Origin of the sequence: Solibacillus sp. R5-41, from assembly GCF_002736105.1 — a bacterium.
Taxonomy (GTDB): domain Bacteria; phylum Bacillota; class Bacilli; order Bacillales_A; family Planococcaceae; genus Solibacillus.
Map to the genome: position 1 here is coordinate 3,165,437 of NZ_CP024123.1, position 21,576 is coordinate 3,187,012.

At 36.9% G+C, this 21,576-nt stretch carries 20 protein-coding genes; 5 read left to right on the forward strand and 15 right to left on the reverse strand.

All coding sequences use genetic code 11. The features are described from left to right. Window positions 1-60: 60 nt before the first annotated feature. From CSE16_RS15640 to zapA, 9 genes are all read right to left on the reverse strand, one after another. Window positions 61-834, reverse strand: a complete 774-nt coding sequence (locus CSE16_RS15640; RefSeq protein ID WP_099424769.1) for an electron transfer flavoprotein subunit beta/FixA family protein — start codon at window positions 832-834, stop codon at window positions 61-63. A 28-nt stretch (window positions 835-862) separates the two neighbouring features. Then, the gene (locus CSE16_RS15645; protein ID WP_099424770.1) at window positions 863-1,636 is read right to left on the reverse strand and encodes an enoyl-CoA hydratase; all 774 of its coding nucleotides are present in this window, start codon (window positions 1,634-1,636) and stop codon (window positions 863-865) included. Window positions 1,637-1,652: 16 nt separating this feature from the next. Continuing rightward, window positions 1,653-2,234, reverse strand: coding sequence for a fatty acid metabolism transcriptional regulator FadR (locus CSE16_RS15650; RefSeq protein WP_099424771.1), 582 nt, complete (start codon window positions 2,232-2,234; stop codon window positions 1,653-1,655). 183 nt (window positions 2,235-2,417) lie between these two features. Then, the gene (locus CSE16_RS15655; protein ID WP_099424772.1) at window positions 2,418-4,109 is read right to left on the reverse strand and encodes a long-chain-fatty-acid--CoA ligase; all 1,692 of its coding nucleotides are present in this window, start codon (window positions 4,107-4,109) and stop codon (window positions 2,418-2,420) included. Between the two features lie 441 nt (window positions 4,110-4,550). After that, window positions 4,551-4,964 (reverse strand): DUF350 domain-containing protein, encoded by a 414-nt coding sequence (locus tag CSE16_RS15660; protein ID WP_099424773.1) that lies wholly within the window; start codon window positions 4,962-4,964, stop codon window positions 4,551-4,553. Between the two features lie 68 nt (window positions 4,965-5,032). Further along, window positions 5,033-7,402: an endonuclease MutS2 gene (locus tag CSE16_RS15665; RefSeq protein WP_099424774.1), complete on the reverse strand. Its 2,370-nt coding sequence runs from the start codon at window positions 7,400-7,402 to the stop codon at window positions 5,033-5,035. Window positions 7,403-7,426: 24 nt separating this feature from the next. Beyond that, a complete protein-coding gene (polX, locus tag CSE16_RS15670; RefSeq protein WP_099424775.1) occupies window positions 7,427-9,139 on the reverse strand; it encodes a DNA polymerase/3'-5' exonuclease PolX in 1,713 nt (570 codons plus the stop codon). Window positions 9,140-9,215: 76 nt separating this feature from the next. Further along, window positions 9,216-9,755 (reverse strand): CvpA family protein, encoded by a 540-nt coding sequence (locus tag CSE16_RS15675; RefSeq protein ID WP_099424776.1) that lies wholly within the window; start codon window positions 9,753-9,755, stop codon window positions 9,216-9,218. 5 nt (window positions 9,756-9,760) lie between these two features. Beyond that, on the reverse strand, window positions 9,761-10,021 hold the full coding sequence (gene zapA / locus CSE16_RS15680; RefSeq protein ID WP_099424777.1) for a cell division protein ZapA: 261 nt from the start codon (window positions 10,019-10,021) through the stop codon (window positions 9,761-9,763). Between the two features lie 270 nt (window positions 10,022-10,291). Here zapA and rnhC point away from each other — a divergent pair, with 270 nt between their 5' ends. After that, the gene (gene rnhC / locus CSE16_RS15685; RefSeq protein WP_099424778.1) at window positions 10,292-11,227 is read left to right on the forward strand and encodes a ribonuclease HIII; all 936 of its coding nucleotides are present in this window, start codon (window positions 10,292-10,294) and stop codon (window positions 11,225-11,227) included. Window positions 11,228-11,326: 99 nt separating this feature from the next. Here the strand turns inward: rnhC and CSE16_RS15690 are convergent, their stop codons facing one another. Next, window positions 11,327-11,698, reverse strand: a complete 372-nt coding sequence (locus CSE16_RS15690) for a VOC family protein (RefSeq protein ID WP_099424779.1) — start codon at window positions 11,696-11,698, stop codon at window positions 11,327-11,329. Window positions 11,699-11,786: 88 nt separating this feature from the next. Next, on the reverse strand, window positions 11,787-13,295 hold the full coding sequence (locus CSE16_RS15695) for a DHA2 family efflux MFS transporter permease subunit (protein ID WP_099424780.1): 1,509 nt from the start codon (window positions 13,293-13,295) through the stop codon (window positions 11,787-11,789). A gap of 158 nt (window positions 13,296-13,453) precedes the next feature. On the opposite strand from CSE16_RS15695, the gene CSE16_RS15700 reads away from it, so the two are divergent. Further along, a complete protein-coding gene (locus CSE16_RS15700; protein ID WP_099424781.1) occupies window positions 13,454-14,347 on the forward strand; it encodes a TetR/AcrR family transcriptional regulator in 894 nt (297 codons plus the stop codon). Window positions 14,348-14,600: 253 nt separating this feature from the next. Here the strand turns inward: CSE16_RS15700 and CSE16_RS15705 are convergent, their stop codons facing one another. Next, window positions 14,601-16,055, reverse strand: coding sequence for a DEAD/DEAH box helicase (locus CSE16_RS15705; protein WP_172954395.1), 1,455 nt, complete (start codon window positions 16,053-16,055; stop codon window positions 14,601-14,603). Window positions 16,056-16,322: 267 nt separating this feature from the next. Next, complete coding sequence (locus tag CSE16_RS15710; protein WP_099424783.1) at window positions 16,323-17,219, reverse strand: LysR family transcriptional regulator; 897 nt, start codon at window positions 17,217-17,219, stop codon at window positions 16,323-16,325. Window positions 17,220-17,342: 123 nt separating this feature from the next. On the opposite strand from CSE16_RS15710, the gene CSE16_RS15715 reads away from it, so the two are divergent. Together CSE16_RS15715 and CSE16_RS15720 are read left to right on the forward strand one after the other, a co-directional pair. Next, window positions 17,343-18,533: a coenzyme F420-0:L-glutamate ligase gene (locus CSE16_RS15715; protein WP_099424784.1), complete on the forward strand. Its 1,191-nt coding sequence runs from the start codon at window positions 17,343-17,345 to the stop codon at window positions 18,531-18,533. Window positions 18,534-18,705: 172 nt separating this feature from the next. Continuing rightward, a complete protein-coding gene (locus CSE16_RS15720) occupies window positions 18,706-19,314 on the forward strand; it encodes an ECF transporter S component (protein WP_099424785.1) in 609 nt (202 codons plus the stop codon). A gap of 50 nt (window positions 19,315-19,364) precedes the next feature. Here the strand turns inward: CSE16_RS15720 and CSE16_RS15725 are convergent, their stop codons facing one another. Continuing rightward, the gene (locus CSE16_RS15725) at window positions 19,365-19,904 is read right to left on the reverse strand and encodes a hydrolase (RefSeq protein WP_099424786.1); all 540 of its coding nucleotides are present in this window, start codon (window positions 19,902-19,904) and stop codon (window positions 19,365-19,367) included. Window positions 19,905-20,222: 318 nt separating this feature from the next. Here CSE16_RS15725 and CSE16_RS15730 point away from each other — a divergent pair, with 318 nt between their 5' ends. Then, complete coding sequence (locus CSE16_RS15730) at window positions 20,223-20,696, forward strand: nucleoside-diphosphate sugar epimerase (RefSeq protein ID WP_099424787.1); 474 nt, start codon at window positions 20,223-20,225, stop codon at window positions 20,694-20,696. 165 nt (window positions 20,697-20,861) lie between these two features. Here the strand turns inward: CSE16_RS15730 and CSE16_RS15735 are convergent, their stop codons facing one another. Next, a complete protein-coding gene (locus tag CSE16_RS15735; protein WP_099424788.1) occupies window positions 20,862-21,443 on the reverse strand; it encodes a copper resistance CopC family protein in 582 nt (193 codons plus the stop codon). Between the last annotated feature and the right edge of the window lie 133 nt (window positions 21,444-21,576).

Sequence of the window (21,576 nt, forward strand, 5' to 3'; positions counted from 1 at the left end):
ACCATCTTCGTAAATTTAGCCATTAGGCGTTTTTGTTTAACCTTAAAATTCCTTAACCACTTAAATTACTTTTGCCTCATTATGAAGTAAGTTAACTAGCTCTTTTACTTGTGCAGAAAGATCGCCTGCTAATACGCGGCCAGCTACTTTTTGAGGTGGTAAATAAATTTCGATTGTCTCGATTTTCACTTCCACATCATCTTCATCGATATTTAAATCATCTAACTCAAGTTCGGCAAGTGGCTTCTTTTTCGCCTTCATGATTCCCGGTAATGATGGGTAGCGTGGTTCATTTAAACCTTGCTGTGCTGTTACTAATAATGGTAATGATGTTTCTAATATTTCAGAGTCCCCTTCAATATCACGAACGATTTTTGCTGTCGTTCCTTCAATTTCAAGACTTGTAATTGTTGTAACATAATTGATTCCTAATAAGTCTGCTAAACGAGGCCCTACTTGACCAGAACCTCCATCAATGGCAACATTACCAGCTAAAATTAAATCCGCTTCTTTGTCTTTTAAATATTCAGCTAATATGTACGCTGCAGAATATTGATCTAACTCATCTAAATCATCTTCTGTATTAATTAATACGGCTTCATCTGCACCCATTGCTAATGCTGTACGAAGTTGCTTTTCAGCATCCTCACCACCGATTGTTAAAACCGTAACTTTACCGCCTAAAGCATCGCGTTTTTGAATGGCTTCTTCAATCGCATATTCATCGTATGGATTGATGATAAATTCTGCACCATCCTCTTGAATTTTACCGCCAGTAATGACGATCTTTTCTTCTGTGTCAAAAGTACGTTTTACTAATACAAAAATATTCATTATTCAGACCTCCTAAAAGCTTCTATTTTTATTTGCCAGTAAACATTGGTTCACGTTTTTCAATAAATGCTTGAATACCTTCTTTAGCATCTGCTGATACAAAAACTTCACCAAAACTTGTTGCCTCTGCTAGCACACCTTCATAAAAAGATGGCGTTTTAGCGTGATTAAGCATTTGAATCGTTGCTCTTAAAGCAATTGGACTTTTCTTTGCTATTTTCTTTGCCATTTCAAGTGTTTTTGGAAGAAGTTCATCCTCTGTGAAAGCACGATTTGCTAATCCCCATTGAACAGCCTCTGTCCCAGAAATCGGATCGCTTGTAAACATCATTTCAGCTGCTTTTGCAACGCCAACATAACGTGGTAAGCGCTGTGTACCCGCAAAACCTGGAATAAGACCTAATGAAAGCTCAGGTAATCCTAGCTTAGCCGATTCTGTAACAAATCGAATATGGCAGCCCATTGCTAACTCCAACCCGCCACCTAATGCTGCACCATGAATGGCCGCAATAACTGGTTTCGGGAAATTTTCTAATCGTTCAAAAACTTGCTGTCCATTTTGTGCTAGGACAGTAAATTCTTCACCCGTTTGAACGCTCGTAAATTCTTTAATGTCCGCACCAGCAGAGAAAAATCGTCCTTCACCATGCAAAACAATTACACGAACGCCTTCATCTTGCTCAACTGCATCTAAAAAAGCATCTACATCTTTAATTAATCCTTGTGATAACGCATTTGCAGGTGGTCTAGAAATTGTAACAACCGCTACGCCTTCTTCTACTCTCCAACTAAGAAACTCCATTTCCCCACATCCTCTTTTATGCTTTTAGTGCACTCAACAGTAATTGTTGAATTTTTGGAGACTGCTCCAATAAGTCATACCGATAATCCGCCATCACCCAAGTTGTCGAAATTTCATCGATTGTACCGAACACCATTTGTCTGGCTATACGAACATCCATCGTTGCATTAAATTCTCCACTTACCATACCTTCTATCAAAATTTGATCGAGCAATGCTAAGTATTCTTTTAGAATCGAATTAATTTTCAATCGGAGTTCTCTATTCGACTGTCTCAATTCAAGCTGTGTAACTGTCGCTAAATGACGATCGCTCGAAAGGACACTTAAGTGATTATCAATCATCTTGCATAACTTTTCTGAAGGAGTATTTCCACTATTCATTATATCCTGTAAATTATCTACGAATATACTCATTTTTTCCTTAAATACAGAAATTAATATATCTTCCTTGTTTTTAAAGTATAAATAAATAGTTCCGTCTGCTACACCCGCCTGTTTTGCAATTTTAGATACTTGCGCTTGATGATAGCCATTTTCAGCAATTGCAATTACAGCTGCATCCACTATTTGCATATACTTTGGTTTATTTCGTTTCAAGTTGTTCACCACCAATTAGATGACACATTTTTTGCTGAATAGCTTAAAAGATGTCCTTACTTATGCACTGGAGAAAGCTAATTTCTCCTTTTTGAATTAAAAAAGATAAAAACATGAATGACCATTCATTCATGTTTTTATCTTATAATTAATCGAAGTTTCTGTCAATAGTTTGCTGACGAATTATTTCGCTGCTTGTTCTTCCATCTTTTTCTTTTCCTCTTCAACTAGTGTGCGGCGTAATATTTTCCCTACCGCCGTTTTTGGTAGCTCAGTACGGAACTCATAAAAACGTGGCACTTTAAAGGCAGCTAAGTTTTGACGGCAATACGTATTTAATTCGTCTTCCGTTACCGATTTTCCTTCTTTTAACACAATATAAGCTTTTACTGTTTCGCCACGATATGCATCAGGTATCCCTGCAACAACACATTCTTGAATGGCTTCATGCTCATACAGCACTTCTTCAACTTCACGAGGATAAATATTAAAGCCACCCGCAATAATCAAATCCTTCTTACGATCAACAACGTAGAAGTACCCCTTTTCATCCATATACCCTAAATCTCCTGTTAAAAACCAACCATCTGCAAAAGTCATCGCTGTATCTTCCGGACGGTTCCAATAGCCTTTCATGACCTGTGGACCTTTTATCGCAATTTCTCCGATTTCTCCTGGTGGTAAGATTTCTGTATCTCCTGTACGGAATATAACGCAATCCGTATTAGGCCATGGTAAACCAATGGAACCGTTAATTCGATTCTCCCAAATTGGATTCACATGTGTAACTGGTGACGTTTCCGTTAACCCATAGCCTTCCACTATACGCCCACCTGTTATCTCTTCGAATTTTTCCTGCAATTCTAACGGTAACGGTGCAGAACCACTCATACATGCCTTGATTGAAGAGAGGTCATATTTGGATAAGTCTGGATGATTTAAAATGCCGATATACATCGTTGGTGCACCAGGGAATAATGTTGGCTTTTGCTTATCGATGTTTTTTAACGTTTGCTCGACATCAAATTTCGGTAATAACACCATTTTAGCTTGTTGCATGACCGATAAAACTAACACCGTCGTCATCCCATATACGTGGAAAAACGGTAACACACCTAAAATGATTTCTTCTCGTTTTTTACAACGATACATCCAAGCATCACACATCGTTGTATTGGCAACTAAATTTTTATGCGTTAGCATGACACCTTTAGGAAACCCAGTCGTACCACCCGTATATTGTAACAATGCTAAATCATTCTCAAAATCAAATTCGACATCAATCGGATTTGCAGAAGCAGAGCGCATAATTTCAGTGAATAAGTGGTTCATCCCACTATGTTCAACTTTTACACTAAAGCCGTACTGCTTCTTTTGAATAAATGGATACACTAAATTTTTAGGGAATGGTAAATAATCTTTAATGCCTGTCACAATCACATTTTCAATTTTTGTTTCTTTTAATATTTTCATCGCGCGTGGATATAAAATATCCATCACTAAAATGACTTTGGCTCCTGAATCGGCCATTTGATATTGCAACTCACGCTCTGTATACAAAGGGTTCGTTTGAACGACAATCCCACCTGCATACAGAATCCCGTAATACGCGATTACTGCTTGTGGACAGTTTGGCAGCATAACCGCTACACGATCATCCTTCTCCACCCCTAGAGAACGCAAGTAATTCGCAAATTTTAAAGAAGACTCATACAGTTCCTTAAACGTCAGCTCTTTCCCCATAAAATGTATTGCTACATTCGTTGGAACTTCATTATTTGCCTGTGTTAAAAATTGTTGCACAGGATTTTGGGGAATTTCCAACGTATGAGGAACTTCATCAGGATAACTGGCAAACCATACTTTTTCTGTCATAAAACTTCTCCCCTTTGCAAAAGCTTCATTTACTTCCATTTATTATAATTAAAAAAGGAAATTCTTTCAAACTATTTTCGTTACAATCGCACCAATTTTCTCGTTTGAGCGTTTTTTATCTAAAAACAATTATGTTTTTCATAGTAATCTATATATTCATTTGCCAACTAAATTATACATACATACCCTAAAAATACTTTTTAGGAATAACAATTTTAGGTCTTTACCAAATGACTATATAACTTGTTTGCTATTGAACTAAGATAAAAAATGCCGAAACTTTGATTTAACAACGTTTCGGCATTTCAAATTCAGTTAATTTTATTGTAAAAGGACTTATTAGACAGCCCTTTAAACAGTAAACATGTAGTAGACACCTACAACCAGGAATAATAAACAGACGACAATTAAAACTTTTGATAAGGTTTCCATCATATTCTCCTAAGATATACTTGCACCAATTACGAAGGATAAGCCAACAGAAATCGTACACGAAATAAATCCAACCGAACGATTATCTGCAGCAATTTCTTCATCTACTTTAAATTTTGGCGTTAAAAATTCAAATAATAAATACGCAAAAATTAATAGAGTAAAACCAAATAAGCCCCAACCTAACATTTCAACCAACGAAGTATGTTTCTCAATGGAATAACGGAAAATATTACAAACCCCGAGGATTTTACCTCCTGTCGCTAAAGCAACTGCAATATTTCCCTTTTTTATTTCTTCCCAATTTTTGTACTTTGTTACGATTTCAAATATAACCATTGAAACAAACAGGCAAAGAATGACCACACTAAAATAACCTGCTGTTTCAATGAGAGGATGGTGCCAAAAAATTGCACTTAGCAATCCATTCAACCCCTTCTAAATCAACTTATATATCTTATACTAGCCAAAATTAGCAAAGAAGCAATGTTTTATTTTAATTCGACAACAGTGACACCAAAGCCACCCTCGCCAGCTTCCCCGTAGCGGTATGTTTTTACACGCTTATGTTTCTTTAAAAAGCTTTGAATTCCTTGTCGTAGCGCACCTGTACCTTTACCGTGGATAATGGAGACACGTGGATAATTGGATAAAACAGCATCATCTAAATACTTTTCAGTACGGATTAACGCGTCTTCATAACGTTCCCCTCGTAGATCAAGCTCCAGCTTCACATGCGTATCTTTTCGATTTTTAATATTCGTCATCGTTCTTGTCACTTGCTCTTTTTCAGGCTTAATATATTCTAAATCCGATTCTGGCAGTTTCATTTTTAAAATACCAATTTGAACGACCCATTCCTTAGCACTTACTTTTTGAAGCAATGACCCTTTTTGACCATAGCTTAAAACCTTTACTTCGTCACCAACTTGAAGATTTTGAATGCGTTCACGTGTAGCAACGGCCTTTTGTAACACTTTATTATTTTGAGGCGCGGCTTCATCTAAACGTTTTTTCGCATCAATTATTTCATGCTCTTTAACTGACATGGCGGCGTTTTTCTTCATTTCACGTAATTCTTCAATGACTTTTTCGGCTTCTTTTTTCGCGTCATCGACAATTTTACGTGCTTTATCTTTTGCTTTTTTCTCTAAGTTCTCTTTCTTTTCATCATAGGCTCTTAATCGCGCTTCAAGCTCTGTACGAATTTTTTGTGCATCCTCTAATAAAATGTGCGCTTCATCCGCTTCACGCTCCGAACGTAGTCGACTTTCTTCTAACGAGGCAATCATTGACTCTACCTCATGTCGATCCGTTCCAGTAAATGATTTTGCACGGTCGATGATCCCATTACTTAGTCCAAGTCGTTTCGAAATTTCAAATGCATTTGAACGTCCTGGTACACCGATTAATAAACGATAGGTTGGGCTCAGCGTCTCCACATCAAATTCCACGCTTGCGTTCACAACAGAAGGTCGATTGTAACCGTATGCTTTTAATTCAGGATAATGCGTTGTTGCCATAATGCGTGCGCCTTTACCTACAACTTCATCTAAAATAGAAATGGCTAATGCTGCACCTTCTTGAGGGTCTGTCCCTGCTCCAAGCTCATCAAAAAGTACTAGGGAGTTTTCATCAAACTTACTTAAAATATCAACAATGTTCACCATGTGTGAGGAAAACGTTGATAACGATTGTTCGATGGACTGTTCATCGCCAATATCTGTAAAGATTTGATCGAATACGGCTAATTCCGACCCATCTAACGCAGGTACTGGTAAACCACATTGCGCCATTATTGTACAGAGGCCTACTGTTTTAAGCGTAACTGTTTTACCACCTGTATTCGGTCCTGTAATGACAATTGCTGTTATATCACGGCCAAATTCAATCGTATTTGGCACCGCTTGTTCAATTGGTAAAAGAGGATGTCGAGCCCGTACTAAGCGCGTGAAACCCTCCTTATTCATTTTCGGCATCGTGCATTTATTCGCCTGTCCATATTTTCCTTTTGCTAAAATTACATCAATTTCACCAAGTAGCTGAACAAGTACAAATATATCATGCCCTACTTCTTCAACCATTGCAGTTAATGCTAATAAAATACGCTCGATTTCGGCTTTTTCCTTCATTTTTAAACGCTGTACTTCATTATTTGCTTGTACAACTGCATCAGGTTCGATAAATAGTGTCTGCCCTGAAGCCGATTGGTCATGAATAATCCCACCATAATGCGAACGATATTCTTGTTTTACTGGGATAACGAAGCGATCATTCCGAATTGTAATAATCGTATCGGATAACATTTTTGTCGCATTTGATCCGCGTGTTAAGCTTTCTAATTTTTGGCGAACTTTTGATTCTTCCGCACGTAAACTCTGGCGAATAGATCGCAATGCTTGGCTCGCTGAATCTAAGACCCCACCATTATCATCAATGCAATCATTTATTTCATGCTGCAACGCTGTTAATACAGGCATTTGCTCTTTTCGTTCAATAAAATGAGGAATAGTAATCGTATTATCAGATTCAATTTCTTCAATAAAATTACGTAAAATTCGACTTGCTCGAATTGTACTGGCGATTTCCATTAATTCCATTGGACTTAATGTACCACCAATTTGAGCACGCCTTGCATGGGGACGTACATCAAAAATCCCGCCCAATGGTGCGCTACCTTTGACACGTAAAATAGCTAAACCTTCATCCATTTCCTCAAGTAATTCTACGACCGTTTCAAAATTTGTTTCTGGTACTAATTCATCAATTGCTTTTTTACCAATTGTATTTGTACAAAATGCCGCTACTTGCTCTCGGACCTTATCAAATTCTAGTGTTTTCAGTGCTCTATTTTCGATCATGAGAACACCTCCTGTTACTCTAAATTAGTTTTTATTTTTGTTAATGAACGTATCAAACTGTTCTTTTGACCATGTATTTACAATTAAATCTTTTTTCAGCCAAGCTTTTTGCGCATATTTTGTTCCGATATCCATAAAGCGTAGTTGATCAATTGCATGTGCATCGGTATTAATGGCAATCGGCACGTTTTTCTCCATTGCCAATTGCAAATGCTCCACACATAAATCTAAACGGTACGGATTGGCATTTAGTTCCAAAATTTTACCGTGTTGCGCCGCCCATTCAATTAGTAACGGAACATCTGGATCATAGCCACCGCGCTGCCCAACTATGCGCCCAGTAGGATGGGCAATCATATGGACATAAGGATTTTCGATGGCCGTTTTTAAGCGAGCCATAATTTTATCTTGTGATTGCGTAAAGCTAGAATGAATCGATGCGATAACAAAATCTAATTGCCTCATTACATCCTCATCAAAATCTAATGACCCATCAGGTAAAATATCCATCTCTGTCCCATGGTATAAACGGAATTTTGGGTGTGCTTCATTGAATGCGATAATTTCTAGCTTTTGCTTCTCCAACCGTTCTGGCGTTAACCCATTCGCCACTTTTAAATACTGGGAATGGTCGGTAATGACACCATGTGTATAGCCACGAGTGATTAAAGCTTCTCCCATTTCCACCACAGAATGCGCACCATCCGACCAAGTTGTATGCATGTGTAAATCTGAGACAATATCCGAAAGCTGGATAAGTTGATTAAGTTCATCTAAACGATCCAACTCTTTTCCACTTTCACGAACAGTTGGCGGAATAAATGGCAAATTGAAATGCGCAAAAAATTGTTCTTCTGTTTCAAATGTTACAACCGATCCATCTTCTTGTTCCACACCATATTCGCTTATTTTTTTGCCCTTCGATTTTGCGAGTTGGCGCATGCGGACATTATGATCTTTAGAGCCTGTAAAATGGTGTAACGCAGTTGCATATTCTGAGCGTTTCACCAATCTAAAATCGACGCTAACAGGCTCATCTCTATCTAAGATAACCGAAATTTTCGTGTCTCCAGCAGCAACTGTTTCTAAAATCGCTAACTTGGATAAAATCGCTTCACGCACGAGATCATGTGCTTCTGTTGCGACGATAAAATCAACATCTTTACTCGTTTCAGCAACACGACGGAAGCTCCCTGCCACTGAATACTTTTCTACTTCAGGCAAGCTCGCCAGCAATTCATTAATTTCAACAACTACCGGCTCTAATTGCCATATTGGTAAACGTTCTGCACGACTTCCGAAGTTTTCTAACTCCTTTATAATCTTTTCTTCTGTTTTGGCAGCAAAGCCAGCAAGTTCACGAACTTTTCCTGCTTCACATGCTGCTTTCAGCGTTTCTGCATCTGAAATATTTAATTCTTGATAAAGTTTCGCTAGTTTTTTGCCACCTAATCCCGGTAACTTCATTAGTGGTATTAAGCCTTTTGGTACTGCTGTTTCGAGCTCCATTAATACGCTTGATTGTCCTGTCTCGATAAGCTCTAAAATAACTGCTGCCGTCCCTTTGCCAATGCCTTTTATAGCAGTTATATCGTCTATTTCACTTAAACTGCGTTCGTCTGCTTCGAGTGCCGCCGCCGCCTTACGAAATGCAGAAACTTTAAATGGATTTTCCGCCTGTAATTCCATATACAATGCAATTTTTTCTAATGTACGGATGATTATTTTCTTGTTCATAAGTAATACATACCCCCTAATCAGTTAAAAAAACTTCCCCCGAAAATCGAGAGAAGCGCTTCACATTGATTTTCAATTATTTCATGTAAATATACCACCAGTTTTGGAACATATTCGAAATGACTGGTGTATGTTCAAGCATAATGCCCGTCAAAATAGAACTATCCGTAAATTTTTGGACTGACTCTAATGGAATAAGTGCTACTACATATAAGCCAATAAATATTAAAATATACGCTTCGATAAAGCAAAATACTGCACCTAATAGGAAATTCAATGAATTCAGTACAGGTAAATAAGCTAAAAAGTCAAACATAGACAAAATAATTTGTAAGGCAATTTTTGCTACGAAAAAGATAATCGCAAAAGCAAAGATGCGATAAAATGTACGGTCCACATCTAACGAATCCAATACAAGTGTAATCGTTGTATTATTCGTGAAACCTGGATAAGGAATCCACAAAACAAATTTATCCGCAAGTTGCTTATAATAAGAAACCGCAATAAGCAGTGCAATAATGATGCTGCCAATATGAATTAATTGTACAATTAATCCACGTCTTGCACCAATAATTAAACTAATAATAAGTATAAAGAAAATAACTAAATCTAACATTTATTTCAACCCTTCAATTGTTTCAATTGTTCTTCTAATTTTTCACATTGCTCTTTTAATAATAAATAATCATGAATTGAATTAACCGCTGTAAGCACTGCTAGTTTGGCACTGTCTAATGATGGATTATGTGAACTGATTTCACGCATTTTGTCATCTACTAATGAAGCAACTAATCGCATATGTCCTGTCGACTCAGTTCCCACCATTTTATATGTATGACCATAAATTTCTACTGAAATTCGATTCTTCTCTTGTGCAGTCAAAATAATCCCTCCAGAAAGAATATATAAAACAGTGACCATCATAGTATGACTTCATCTAACAGTATTACCATTCTTTTCAATATACAATCTGATTCCTGTTTAATTAAATTTGCATTTTTCATATTTTACATCATACCATTTCCAATTTACACATAGCAACACAATCACCGTATTGTCACTACGAAACATGATATTTCAATGAAATTTCCACTTTTTACTTCAACCCGTTATACTAATAATTAACTAGTTTTATTTGAGAAAGGGTTTACTATGACAAATATTGTATTGCAGTTAACAAGTGAAGAACAACAAAAAATAAAGGGGTTCTATAAAAAGTCGCTTATTGAACGTAACGGCCCAGGTATACTTTTTGGGATTAAACTAACTGATACCGCGATTACAGCCTATAAATCGGGAAAAGTGATGTTTCAAGGATCTGGTGCTACACGAGAAGCGGCTAAATGGGGTACAGTCTCCGCAACAGCTAAAAAGAGCACGAATACAAAAGGCGATACACTTCCGAAAGATTTCGCTTCCCTTTCCGTTATTGGCTCTGATGAAACAGGGACAGGTGATTATTTTGGGCCAGTAACAGTCGCGGCGGTTTATGTGCCGTCAGATAAAATTGAATTAGTTCAAGAGCTTGGCGTAAAGGATTCTAAACAATTAACAGATGATTATATGAGAAAAATTGCACCCGATTTAATGAAGGTTTGTACGCACAGTATTTTAACTTTACGCAATGACAAATATAATGAAATTCAAGCACGGGGCTATTCACAGGGGAAAATAAAAGCGATTTTACACAACCAAGCATTAAAGCATGTATTAAATAAAATCGCTCCAGAAAAGCCTGATTATATTTTAATCGATCAATTTGCAGAACGTGGCATTTATTATAATCATATTAAAAATGAAAAAGAGATTATTCGTGAACAAGTACTCTTTTCAACAAAGGCGGAAAATTTACATGTCGCTGTAGCAACTGCTTCTATTTTAGCTCGATGTGCCTTTTTAAAGGAAATGGATAATTTAGCGAAAATAGTAGGCTTTCCTCTTCAAAAAGGCGCGAGCGGAAAAGTGGATCAAATGGCCGCTAAAATTTGGCTAAAGTTTGGTGAGGACACATTGCGCTCCATGACGAAATGGCATTTTGCTAATACGGAAAAGGCGCAGACCCTCATTCAAAAATTGCGCTCGAACTAAATAGATAAGTAAGGATAATTTTTAAAAGAGGGATTCTTTAGTTCAATTTATACAAATGACCAAAAAGCTACGAACAATAAAAAAGTTCGTAGCTTTTTATTACTTTTCTACTATAGCGAAGTAATTTCCTTCATCATCTGCAAAATTAAATACTTTCCCAAAAGGCATTGTCACCATTTCGCCTATCGTTACATTTAAGTCTTTTAACTTTTCATAAAGTGCGTCCAATTGGCTTGAATAAAATAGTAATGAAGGTGTTTTTAAATTAAGCTCCGGCTGCATTTTGGCAATGGCTTGCTTGTCATGTAAAACGATACTAGTTTGAGCCTCTTCTGTTGGTGAGATAGTTATCACTCGCATCCCATTATCCTCATCAGAAATAACGACAAACCCCATTTTTTCTGTCCAAAACGTTTTAGCCTGCTCTTGATTGTCAACATAAAGCATTACTTGTCCTAATTGTTCAATCATCTACATCTTCCTTTCTACTTCTCCGATCTTCTCTACTATACATTAGAAAAAACGGCATGAGCAAATTTCGCCCATGCCTTTTCATTCATTATTTCCCTTTAACATTTCCTGTGTAATCTTCACGTTTTGTGACATCAACACGTTTTACGAATATTGTCAAAATCAACGCAACAACAGTTACTCCTGCTGAAATCATGAATGAATACGTAATCCCTTCAAGCATTGCCTGTTGTTTAATTTGCATCAATTGTTCCACTGGCAATTTCGTACCCGGAGTTAAATTAGCCTGCATTTCTCCTGCAATTTCTGTTGCACGTGTTTTCGTGTGTGCGTTAAAAATTGTTACTAATATAGCAGTACCAATTGCTCCTGCCACTTGTTGTGCTGTATTGTTCATCGCTGTACCATGCGGATTTAGACGATTCGGTAAAGCGTTCAAGCCGTTCGTCATAATTGGCATCATAACCAATGAAATACCGAACATACGGATTGTATACATTGAAATAATATATAAATAAGAAGAATCTAGTGATAAATAGCCGAGTCCGACCGTTGCAACCGTTGTAACAAATAACCCGAAAAGTGCAATGATTCGAGGTCCAAATTTATCAAATAATTTCCCTGTTATCGGAGACATGATCCCCATTACAATCGCACCTGGCAACATCATTAATCCCGCGTCAAATGGACTAATCTCACGTACATTTTGTACATAAGCAGGTGTTAAAATCATTCCTGAAAACATCGCTACTGATAATACCATTGAAATGACCGATGCTAACGCATAGGTTGGATAAGAGTAAATTCGTAAATCTAGTAAAGGTTCTTCTAATCTTAGCTGACGAATAACGAACCAAACGATTCCGATCGCACCTACTAAAATTGTTCCCCAAACTTCAACTGCTTCCCATCCTGCTGTACTCGCTGTACTAAATCCATATAATAAACCGCCAAATCCAATCGTTGATAAACCAACTGATAGAATATCAATTTTTGCTGGTCGGTTTGGTAATACGTTCTCTAATTTCCAAATCGCCAATAATAGTGAAATGATGGCGAATGGTAAAATCATTTTGAACAGTACGCTCCAGTCGTAATGTTCCACGATCCAACCAGATAATGTTGGCCCAATTGCTGGTGCTAATACCATAACTAAACCGAATATACCCATTGCTGTACCGCGCTTTTCAATAGGGAAGCTAATTAACATAACGTTCATTAAAATTGGTGCAATAGCAGATGCTCCTGCTGCTTGAACCATACGACCAGCAAGTAAAATTTCAAATGATGGAGCAAATGCTGCCATTGCTGTACCGACCACGAAGATCGACATTGAAACAATAAATAATGGTTTTGTTTTAAATTTTGTTATTAAGTATGCCGAAGCAGGAACTAATACCCCCCCCACAAGCATGTACCCTGTGGATAACCACTGTACCGTTGAAAAATCTTCAATATTAAAAGATTTCATAATCGTTGGGAGTGCTACGTTTAATAACGTATTGTTTAAAAATGCTACGAAAGCCCCGACAAATAATATTACAATCATTAAATAAGGTGGCTTTTTGGTTTGAGTTGTTTGTGCTGTTTGTGCCATTGAATTTTCCTCTCTTCTTTCTACATAATTAACTGTACTTGCACTATTTTATACTCCAAGTCCAAAAAATTCAACTTTTTTGAACAGCAAGTCCAAATCGATTGCTATTTTAATGTATGAGAAGTAAAATTAACATATCATTAATTTGGGAGGACTTTATGAATCAACGAAAAAGACAAGTGATTGATTCGGCCTTACAGCTATTTATCGAAAAAGGTTTTCACAATACATCAATTCAAGAAATTTTAGATCGTGCAAAAATTTCAAAAGGGACATTTTATAATTATTTTTCTTCAAAAAATGAATGTTTCATGGCCATCTTAGAGCAAAGCCGTTACGAAGCGAATCTACGTCGACACGAAATACTTCTCGGCAAAGATGTCGCGGATGAACAAGTATTAATTGAACAAATCATTGTCTTAATGAAAATTAATAAGGAACAAAATTTAATTCCTTTATTTGAAGGGATTTTCCAATCAAATGATGCTGAATTACGATCCATGCTGGCACGTTATCGTCTATATGAAGTCGAATGGGTATCTAACCGATTCGTTGATGTATTTGGCGAAGAGGCAAGGCCCTTTACGTTCGAATTGACTATTACATTCTTTGGAATCATTCAGCATTTATCAATGACTTATCGGTCGTCGCGAGGTATTGCCATTGAGGCGGACAAAATTGTGAATGTTGCTTTTAGAAATATTAAAGCGATTTTACCTGTAATGAATAGTGGAGATATTTTATTGACGCAAGATTTATGGGGTTTAATAGAATCAAAAGTGGCGCGCAAATCCGTTTCAAAAGAAGACGTGTTAGAAAAACTTATTGGTTTTCATGAAGGATTAATTTATGATAATGCCCATTGTACAGCTGTACAATTTACAGAAAGTTTATTGGACGAGTTTAAGCGAGATAACCTACGAATTGCAGTAATTGAAACATTACTCAAGAGTTTTCGTGAATCGTTAGAAGGTACGCCCCATATTGCAGAAACCATCGAAATAGCGAATTTGATGTGGTACTTCCTTAAAAATATACAGGAATCAAAATAACGAAAAGCATTTGCTCCCACCGTTTCAACACGGAAATAGATGCAAATGCTTTTTTTGTTATGCTTATCAATTACGCCTTGGCGTAATTGCGTCCAGATTTTTTCGAGCTAGCTCGAAAAGCTCCTCTTAAAAATCTGTGACATCCGCCGGGGGCTTTAATTTGATTCAGCCTGGGTTTGAACCCCCTCTGAAATCAGTGAATATTTCGTATTCATCCACACCTATATAAGCGGAAGATTTCTGTTGAAGCAAATTAAAATGACTTACTATTCGCGATATGCACTTTTAAATGCTTGCCTTTTATTGGTGTTGTTTTCATTGCCTTTAACACTAAATGACCTTTGCCATTCAATATTTCAATAAAGGTTGATGTATCCAAAATCGTAATGATTCCAATATCATCTCCAGTCATTCCTGGTATTTTGGCAATTGTCCCAACAAAGTCTACTGCACGCAATTTCTTCTTTTTACCGCCGTTAAAATAGAGCTTCGTAATTTGTGCATTCACTTTGGCACTTTTCGATTTTTTCTTAATCGGCATGGCGTCCATTTTCTGTTCAAATGCATCCTGGTTGGCCGCTACTGCCTCTGCTGTTGGAAGTGGGGTTTTCGCAAGCTCAAATTGAATAAATTCTTCAATGCCCGCTAAAAATTTATGCTCAAACGGTGTTACGAACGTAATGGCTTTGCCTGATAATCCTGCACGACCTGTTCGACCCGTCCGATGAACATAGGCTTCCTTTTCTAATGGTAGATCATAGTTTACAACAAGTGAAATATTTTCAACATCAATCCCGCGCGCAGCAACATCCGTCGCTACTAAATAACGAAACTCACCGCGCTTATAGTCATCCATTACCATTAAACGGGTAGACTGATCCATACCCCCGTGCAGCTTATCGACACTATATTCTAAATCATATAAGTGGTCATGAACTTCATCCACACGATCTTTTGTGCGACAAAAAATAATACAACTATCTGGATTTTCCACAATCATTGCCTTTTTTAATACGGCAAGTTTCTCGTCCTCTTGTACTTCCATTGCGATATGCTCAATTTTAGGCGCCGTTTGTTGTTCTTGTTGGACTTCGATATCAACGGGCTGCTTCATATGGCGCAGTGCTAAAGTTTTAATTTCATTCGGCACAGTTGCTGAAAAGAGCATCGTTACACGTTCTTTTGGTAAGTACGATAAAATGGCCTCCACTTGGTCTAAAAAGCCCATATTCAGCATTTCATCAGCTTCATCTAATACAAGATACTTTATTTTATCTAGCTTTAGCGTTCCTTTTTCGATATGATCTAATACACGTCCGGGAGTCCCTACTGCAATATGTGTTTTTTGCTTTAGCTCATCCTGTTGATAACGGAATGGCTGTTTTCCATAAAGAGCCGTTGCCTTAATACGTTTATAGCGTCCAATATTCGTAAACTCTTCCTTCACTTGTACCGCTAATTCCCTTGTCGGTGTTAAGACAAGTGCTTGTGGTTTATTTTCAAGCCATTCAACATTTTCACAAATCGGAATGGCAAATGCAGCCGTTTTCCCACTTCCGGTTTGAGATTTTGCGATGATATCCTCTTTTTGAAGTGCAATTGGCAGCACTCTATCTTGAATTTCAGTTGGCTCTGTATAATCTAAATCACCCAGTGCTCGGATGATTTCGTCTGATAAATTAAATTGTTGAAATTGTTTACGCATCATTTGCTCCTTTTTCTTTATAATCAAATATGCCTCGGCATAATTGCGTCCGGAATCGGCTTTGTGTTGGCACAGGATGTTAGCCTAAGTTCGTCGCATCCATGCGACAACGGCTAACTGACCTGCATCATGCTGGCCTCCTTTCCGATTCTGTGACATCCGCCGGGGCTTAACTTATTTCAGTAATTGTTTAGATAAACACTGAAAACTAACTTAAAATCCATTTTCATCTTACCACTTATATAGGTAGGATACTTCTACTGAAAAAAGTTAAATGTTTGCAATTGCTGGATCGACAATTGCAATAAATTTCTTTGTCGCTCTTGAAATTGGGACCGATTTCAAATGGACAATCCCTATACTTCGCTTTGGTACTTCTAGTTGTAAACTGACCTCATGTAATATCCCTTTATCCAAATAATCTAATGCAAACTCTTTCGTCACACTAGCAACGCCCAAATTGATTTTTGCGAATTCCAACACTAAATCATGTGAACCTAGTTCAAATTCAGGTGAAATAGTATACCCTTGTTCCTTTAAATAATTCTCTACATAGTTTCGAGAATTCGCTTTTTTTTCTAAAAAAATTAACGGTAACTTCATCAGCATATCCAAACTAATCGGTTTTTTCGTTAAATTTCGGTATTTTTCACCACAGACGAAAATGTCTTGAATTTCCTTACACGGTAGGACTTGCAATTGCTCATCTACTATCGGTAAATTACAAATACCTAAGTCTGCCTCTCCCGATTTTATAAACGCCAAAATTTCAATCGTTGTTCCATTTAAAACCTTTAATTTAATTCCAGGATATTTCACATGAAAAGCTTCTAAATAGGGTAAAAGAAAATAACGCGAAATTGTATCACCTACACCAATTCTTAGCTGACCTGTTCGCAAATTTTTAAATTCTAAAATTTTTTCTTCTCCGGCATCCAAAATACCAAGAGCGGAATTAACATATTCGTGTAAAAGCTTTCCCTCATTTGTTAATGTAACTCCTTTTGGTGTCCGATTAAAAAGTAAGGTTTCAAGTTCTTTCTCAAGCTTTGAAATCGTTTGACTGACTGCGGGTTGTGTCATATATAATTCCGCGGCTGCCTTCGAAAAGCTTTGATTACGACTTACAACATTAAAAATCCGATACGATTCGAGCTTCGCAATCATATAAGCACCTCTTATATCAGTTATTAGAATTATTAATTTTACTTATACCATAAACCTACGTTATAGTAAACCTTGTGAGAATTAGAAATTAACAAACATTGATATTGATGGGAGAGATTTATTTTGGAACGTGTAGTAGGAACAGTAGTCAGAGGTCTTCGTGGCCCAATCATTAATGAAGGTGACGATATTGTACAAATCGTTGTTGATACAGCATTAAACGCAGCAAAGGTTGAAGGTTTTGAAATTGCTGACCGTGATATCGTAACAGTAACAGAATCAGTTGTTGCTCGTGCACAAGGAAATTATGCAAGCATAGCAGATATCGCTGCTGATGTAAAAGCAAAATTCGGCGATGATACAGTTGGAGTTATTTTCCCAATCCTTTCACGTAACCGTTTCTCAAATATTTTAAAAGGGATTGCAAAAGGTTCAAAGAAAATCGTCCTTATGCTAAGCTATCCATCTGATGAAGTTGGGAACCATTTAGTATCACTTGATGAGTTAGATGAAAAAGGCGTTAACCCTTGGACAGATGTATTAACAGAAGCACAATTCCGTGGTCACTTCGGCTACAAAAAGCATACATTTACAGGTATTGATTATATCGATTACTACAAAGAATTAATTATTGAACAAGGCGCAGAAGTAGAAGTTATTTTCTCAAACAATGCGAAAACGATTTTAGATTATACGAAAAACGTTTTAACTTGTGATATCCACTCTCGTTTCCGTACAAAACGCATTTTAACAGCTGCTGGTGCTGAAAAAGTATTCGGATTAGACAATATTTTATCTGAATCAAATAATGGCTCAGGTTGCAATGCGCAATACGGTTTATTAGGTTCAAACAAATCGACTGAAGATGGCATTAAATTATTCCCAAATAACTGCCAACCAATCGTTGATGACATTCAATCAAAAATTCTTGCAGCTACTGGAAAATTAGTAGAAGTAATGATTTATGGTGATGGTGCATTTAAAGATCCTGTTGGACAAATTTGGGAGCTTGCAGACCCTGTTGTATCACCTGCATTTACACCAGGTCTAGATGGCACACCAAATGAAATTAAATTAAAATATTTAGCTGACAATAATTTCGCTGAATTACAAGGTGAAGAGTTAAAAGCAGCTATTAAAGAATATATCAACAATAAAGAAGAAGATTTAACAGGGAATATGGCCGCTCAAGGTACAACTCCACGTAAATTAACGGATTTAATTGGTTCTTTATCTGACTTAACATCTGGTTCTGGTGATAAAGGAACGCCTATGATTTATATCCAAGGTTACTTCGACAACTATACAAAATAATTTTCCATCTAAAATCTCCCACTTAGTGGCCGAAAAAAGGGCCATTCATGTGGGAGATTTTTTTATCTGTAATCCTATCTGACCTTATCATATATTATTTAATTGACACTTTCACAAATGCCAGACTGTTGATAATATTAAGAGCAATTAAATCAATAAGGAGTGTTTACATATGCAATCAACTAAAAGCTACACTGCTTCAAGCAATACAAACTCTGATGTAATCTTAACTGCAGAACCATCAAAATCTATTCCGGTGACTTATGGTAAAAGCAATAAAACATTTGATTTGATCATAACGAGCTTGCTCATCTCCCTTGTGTTTGTAGCAACGTTTTTCATTAACATTCGACTACCAATTGCAGCAAATGGTGGACTTGTTCATTTAGGCTCAGGTATGTTATTTATCGTTGCAATTATGTTCGGTCCGAAAAAAGGGGCAATTGCTGGTGCAGTTGGGATGGCATTATTTGATCTATTTTCAGGTTGGACTTTATGGGCTCCGTTTACGTTAGTCGCTCGTGGTGTTCAAGGTTATATTGTGGGGAAAATCGCTTGGTCTGGTGGGCGTAAAGGGAAGAGCCCTGTCTTTAATGTCGTGGCAATTATTAGTTCCGTTCCATTTATGCTATTAGGCTATTATGTATGTGAGCGCGTTTTATACGGCAGTTGGGTTATTCCTCTTGCCTCGATTCCTGGAAACTTAGTGCAAAACTTTGTTGGTATGTTAATTGCAATTCCTGCATGTTTGGCGCTAAAGAAGTTGCCTCTATTTAAATAAATAACAAAAAGTCGAGATGGGCATCCTACACCTTTCTCGACTTTTTAACTTCATTTTACTAAGCCACTAATTGTTTTAAATGTATCGCCCTTTGCTATTTGCTGCATTTCGAATAATGCCATTTCAACACTTGTTAGCTTTGCTCCTAATTGAAGCATTTTCTGTACGCCTACTTCGCGATTTCCCGCAGTACGTGATGTCACACAGTCTGCTAATACTTCCACCTCATAGCCATTTGTTAGCAAGTGCGCGGCTGTTTGATAAACACAAATATGCGTTTCAATACCTGCAAGCAATACTTTTTTTCTTCCTGTTGCTTCTAATTGATCGACAAATTCTGGTGTATCATATGCGCTAAATGTTATTTTTTCAATTGGCTTAATGTCCGTTAAATGTTGGGCTATTTCTTCAACCGTCGGACCTAAACCTTTCGGGTATTGCTCTAGCCATAAAATAGGAAGCTGTAATGCTTGTGCTCCTTGTACTACTTTTGAAATGCTATCGATTACAATTTCACTCTCATCCACAATTTGTGCTAGCTTTCCTTGAATATCAATTAACACTAATACCGTTTCTTCTTTCGTAAGCATAACAATTCCTCCCCTACGTCTCATTTCAATCTCATTATACTTGAAATAATAAGAGAAAGTATGCTTTTCTTTCGATCAATTACACCTCAGCGGAATTGGATCCAAATTTTTTTGAGAATGCTCAGAAAACCCCTATAAAAATCGGTGAAATCCGCCGGGGGCATTAGGCCAACACGAATGTTGGTCACTCAGGCAGGGTTTGAACCCCCACTGAATTAAGAGCATATTTAGACGTAACGAAATAGCGGAATTGTGCTGAAGCAAGTTGAAATAGGATTAACTAGCCTGTATAGTGTTAACTAGAAATGGAGGATTTTCATGTTACGACTTAGTTGGCTCATTAGTATGGGCATTAGTTTATTTGGTGTAATGCTTATTCAACAATTTTTCACAATGAAACCAGATGATGTTGCACAAGCTGGAAATCTTGGCGCACTTGGTTTAGCACTTGCTGCACCGTTTATTCTGTTAAGCTTGTTTATTACATATCGTTTCTTTCTAGTAACGTCGAGCCAAGCACGTGATCAGTTGATGCGCTTAATTTATTTAATTTTTGGCGTTGCGCTACTTATTGTACTTATTTTTTATGCAATCGAGTTTAAAAATGATGTGTATGCATCACTTGGTGGTAATACACATACAAAAGGTTCACAAATATACGGCTTCCCAACGCTAAATGAATATACGAATCATGTTTTTCTTAACTTTTATACATTCGGAATTATTCATGTCGTGAGCGGATTAGCTGCAACGATTATAGGCATATTTAAAAAATCTACTGTGAAGGATTGAACGCTCGGCACGCCAAATTGTAAAGTAACTCATCCGAGAGCAACATCGTGACGACCCATCCCATAGCATAGGAATACGAAACTTATGACCATAAACCGACCTATTTCTAAATTTTTTTACAGATTACTATTTATGAGGAATAAATTGACCTATATCAATAAATGGTTATTTATTTTTTTTGCGCTTTACATAAGTTCTCTTATAGGTATAAATAGTTATAACAGTTATAACAACTAAAATAATTACAATGACAGATATTAAAGCCCATATTGAATTTCCATCTTCAGAATCGGTTTCAGTTTTTAATGTATCTACAATTTTTGTTACATCTGATGCTATTTTCTCATTAGTATCAGCTCCAGAAATCTTTTCGTTATCAGACTCGGAAGCAACAAGAGCATTCATTGTAAAAGTAAATGAACCTGATAATGGGTGCCCGTCTTGGCTAATAACATCCCATTTAACTGTATAGTTGTCATTTGGAAGAGGAGAAGCTATAGTACCGGTTAGTACATCATCATTTATTGCAAACGATTCCATTGCCATTTCTGTACCATCGCTTGCAAGTACTTTAAAGGTGCTGCCATCTTCAATTTTACTTGAATAGTTTAATTCAATCGTTTGTAATTCCTCTGTGACTGTCGCACCATCTGTTGGATTTGTTAAATCTAAGTACGTGTGTGCATAAGTCTTTGGTACAACTAGTAAAAATGTAGCAACAAGCGTAAATATTAATTGTTTCAACATTTAAATAACTTCCCTTCATCATCATTTTTACTCACTCTTAATTGTAGTGATAAACCCACTTTTACACGTTTGGAATTAAAACTCCTTATGAATGGAGTGATAATTTTAGTATGACCCAAAATTTGTAGAAATA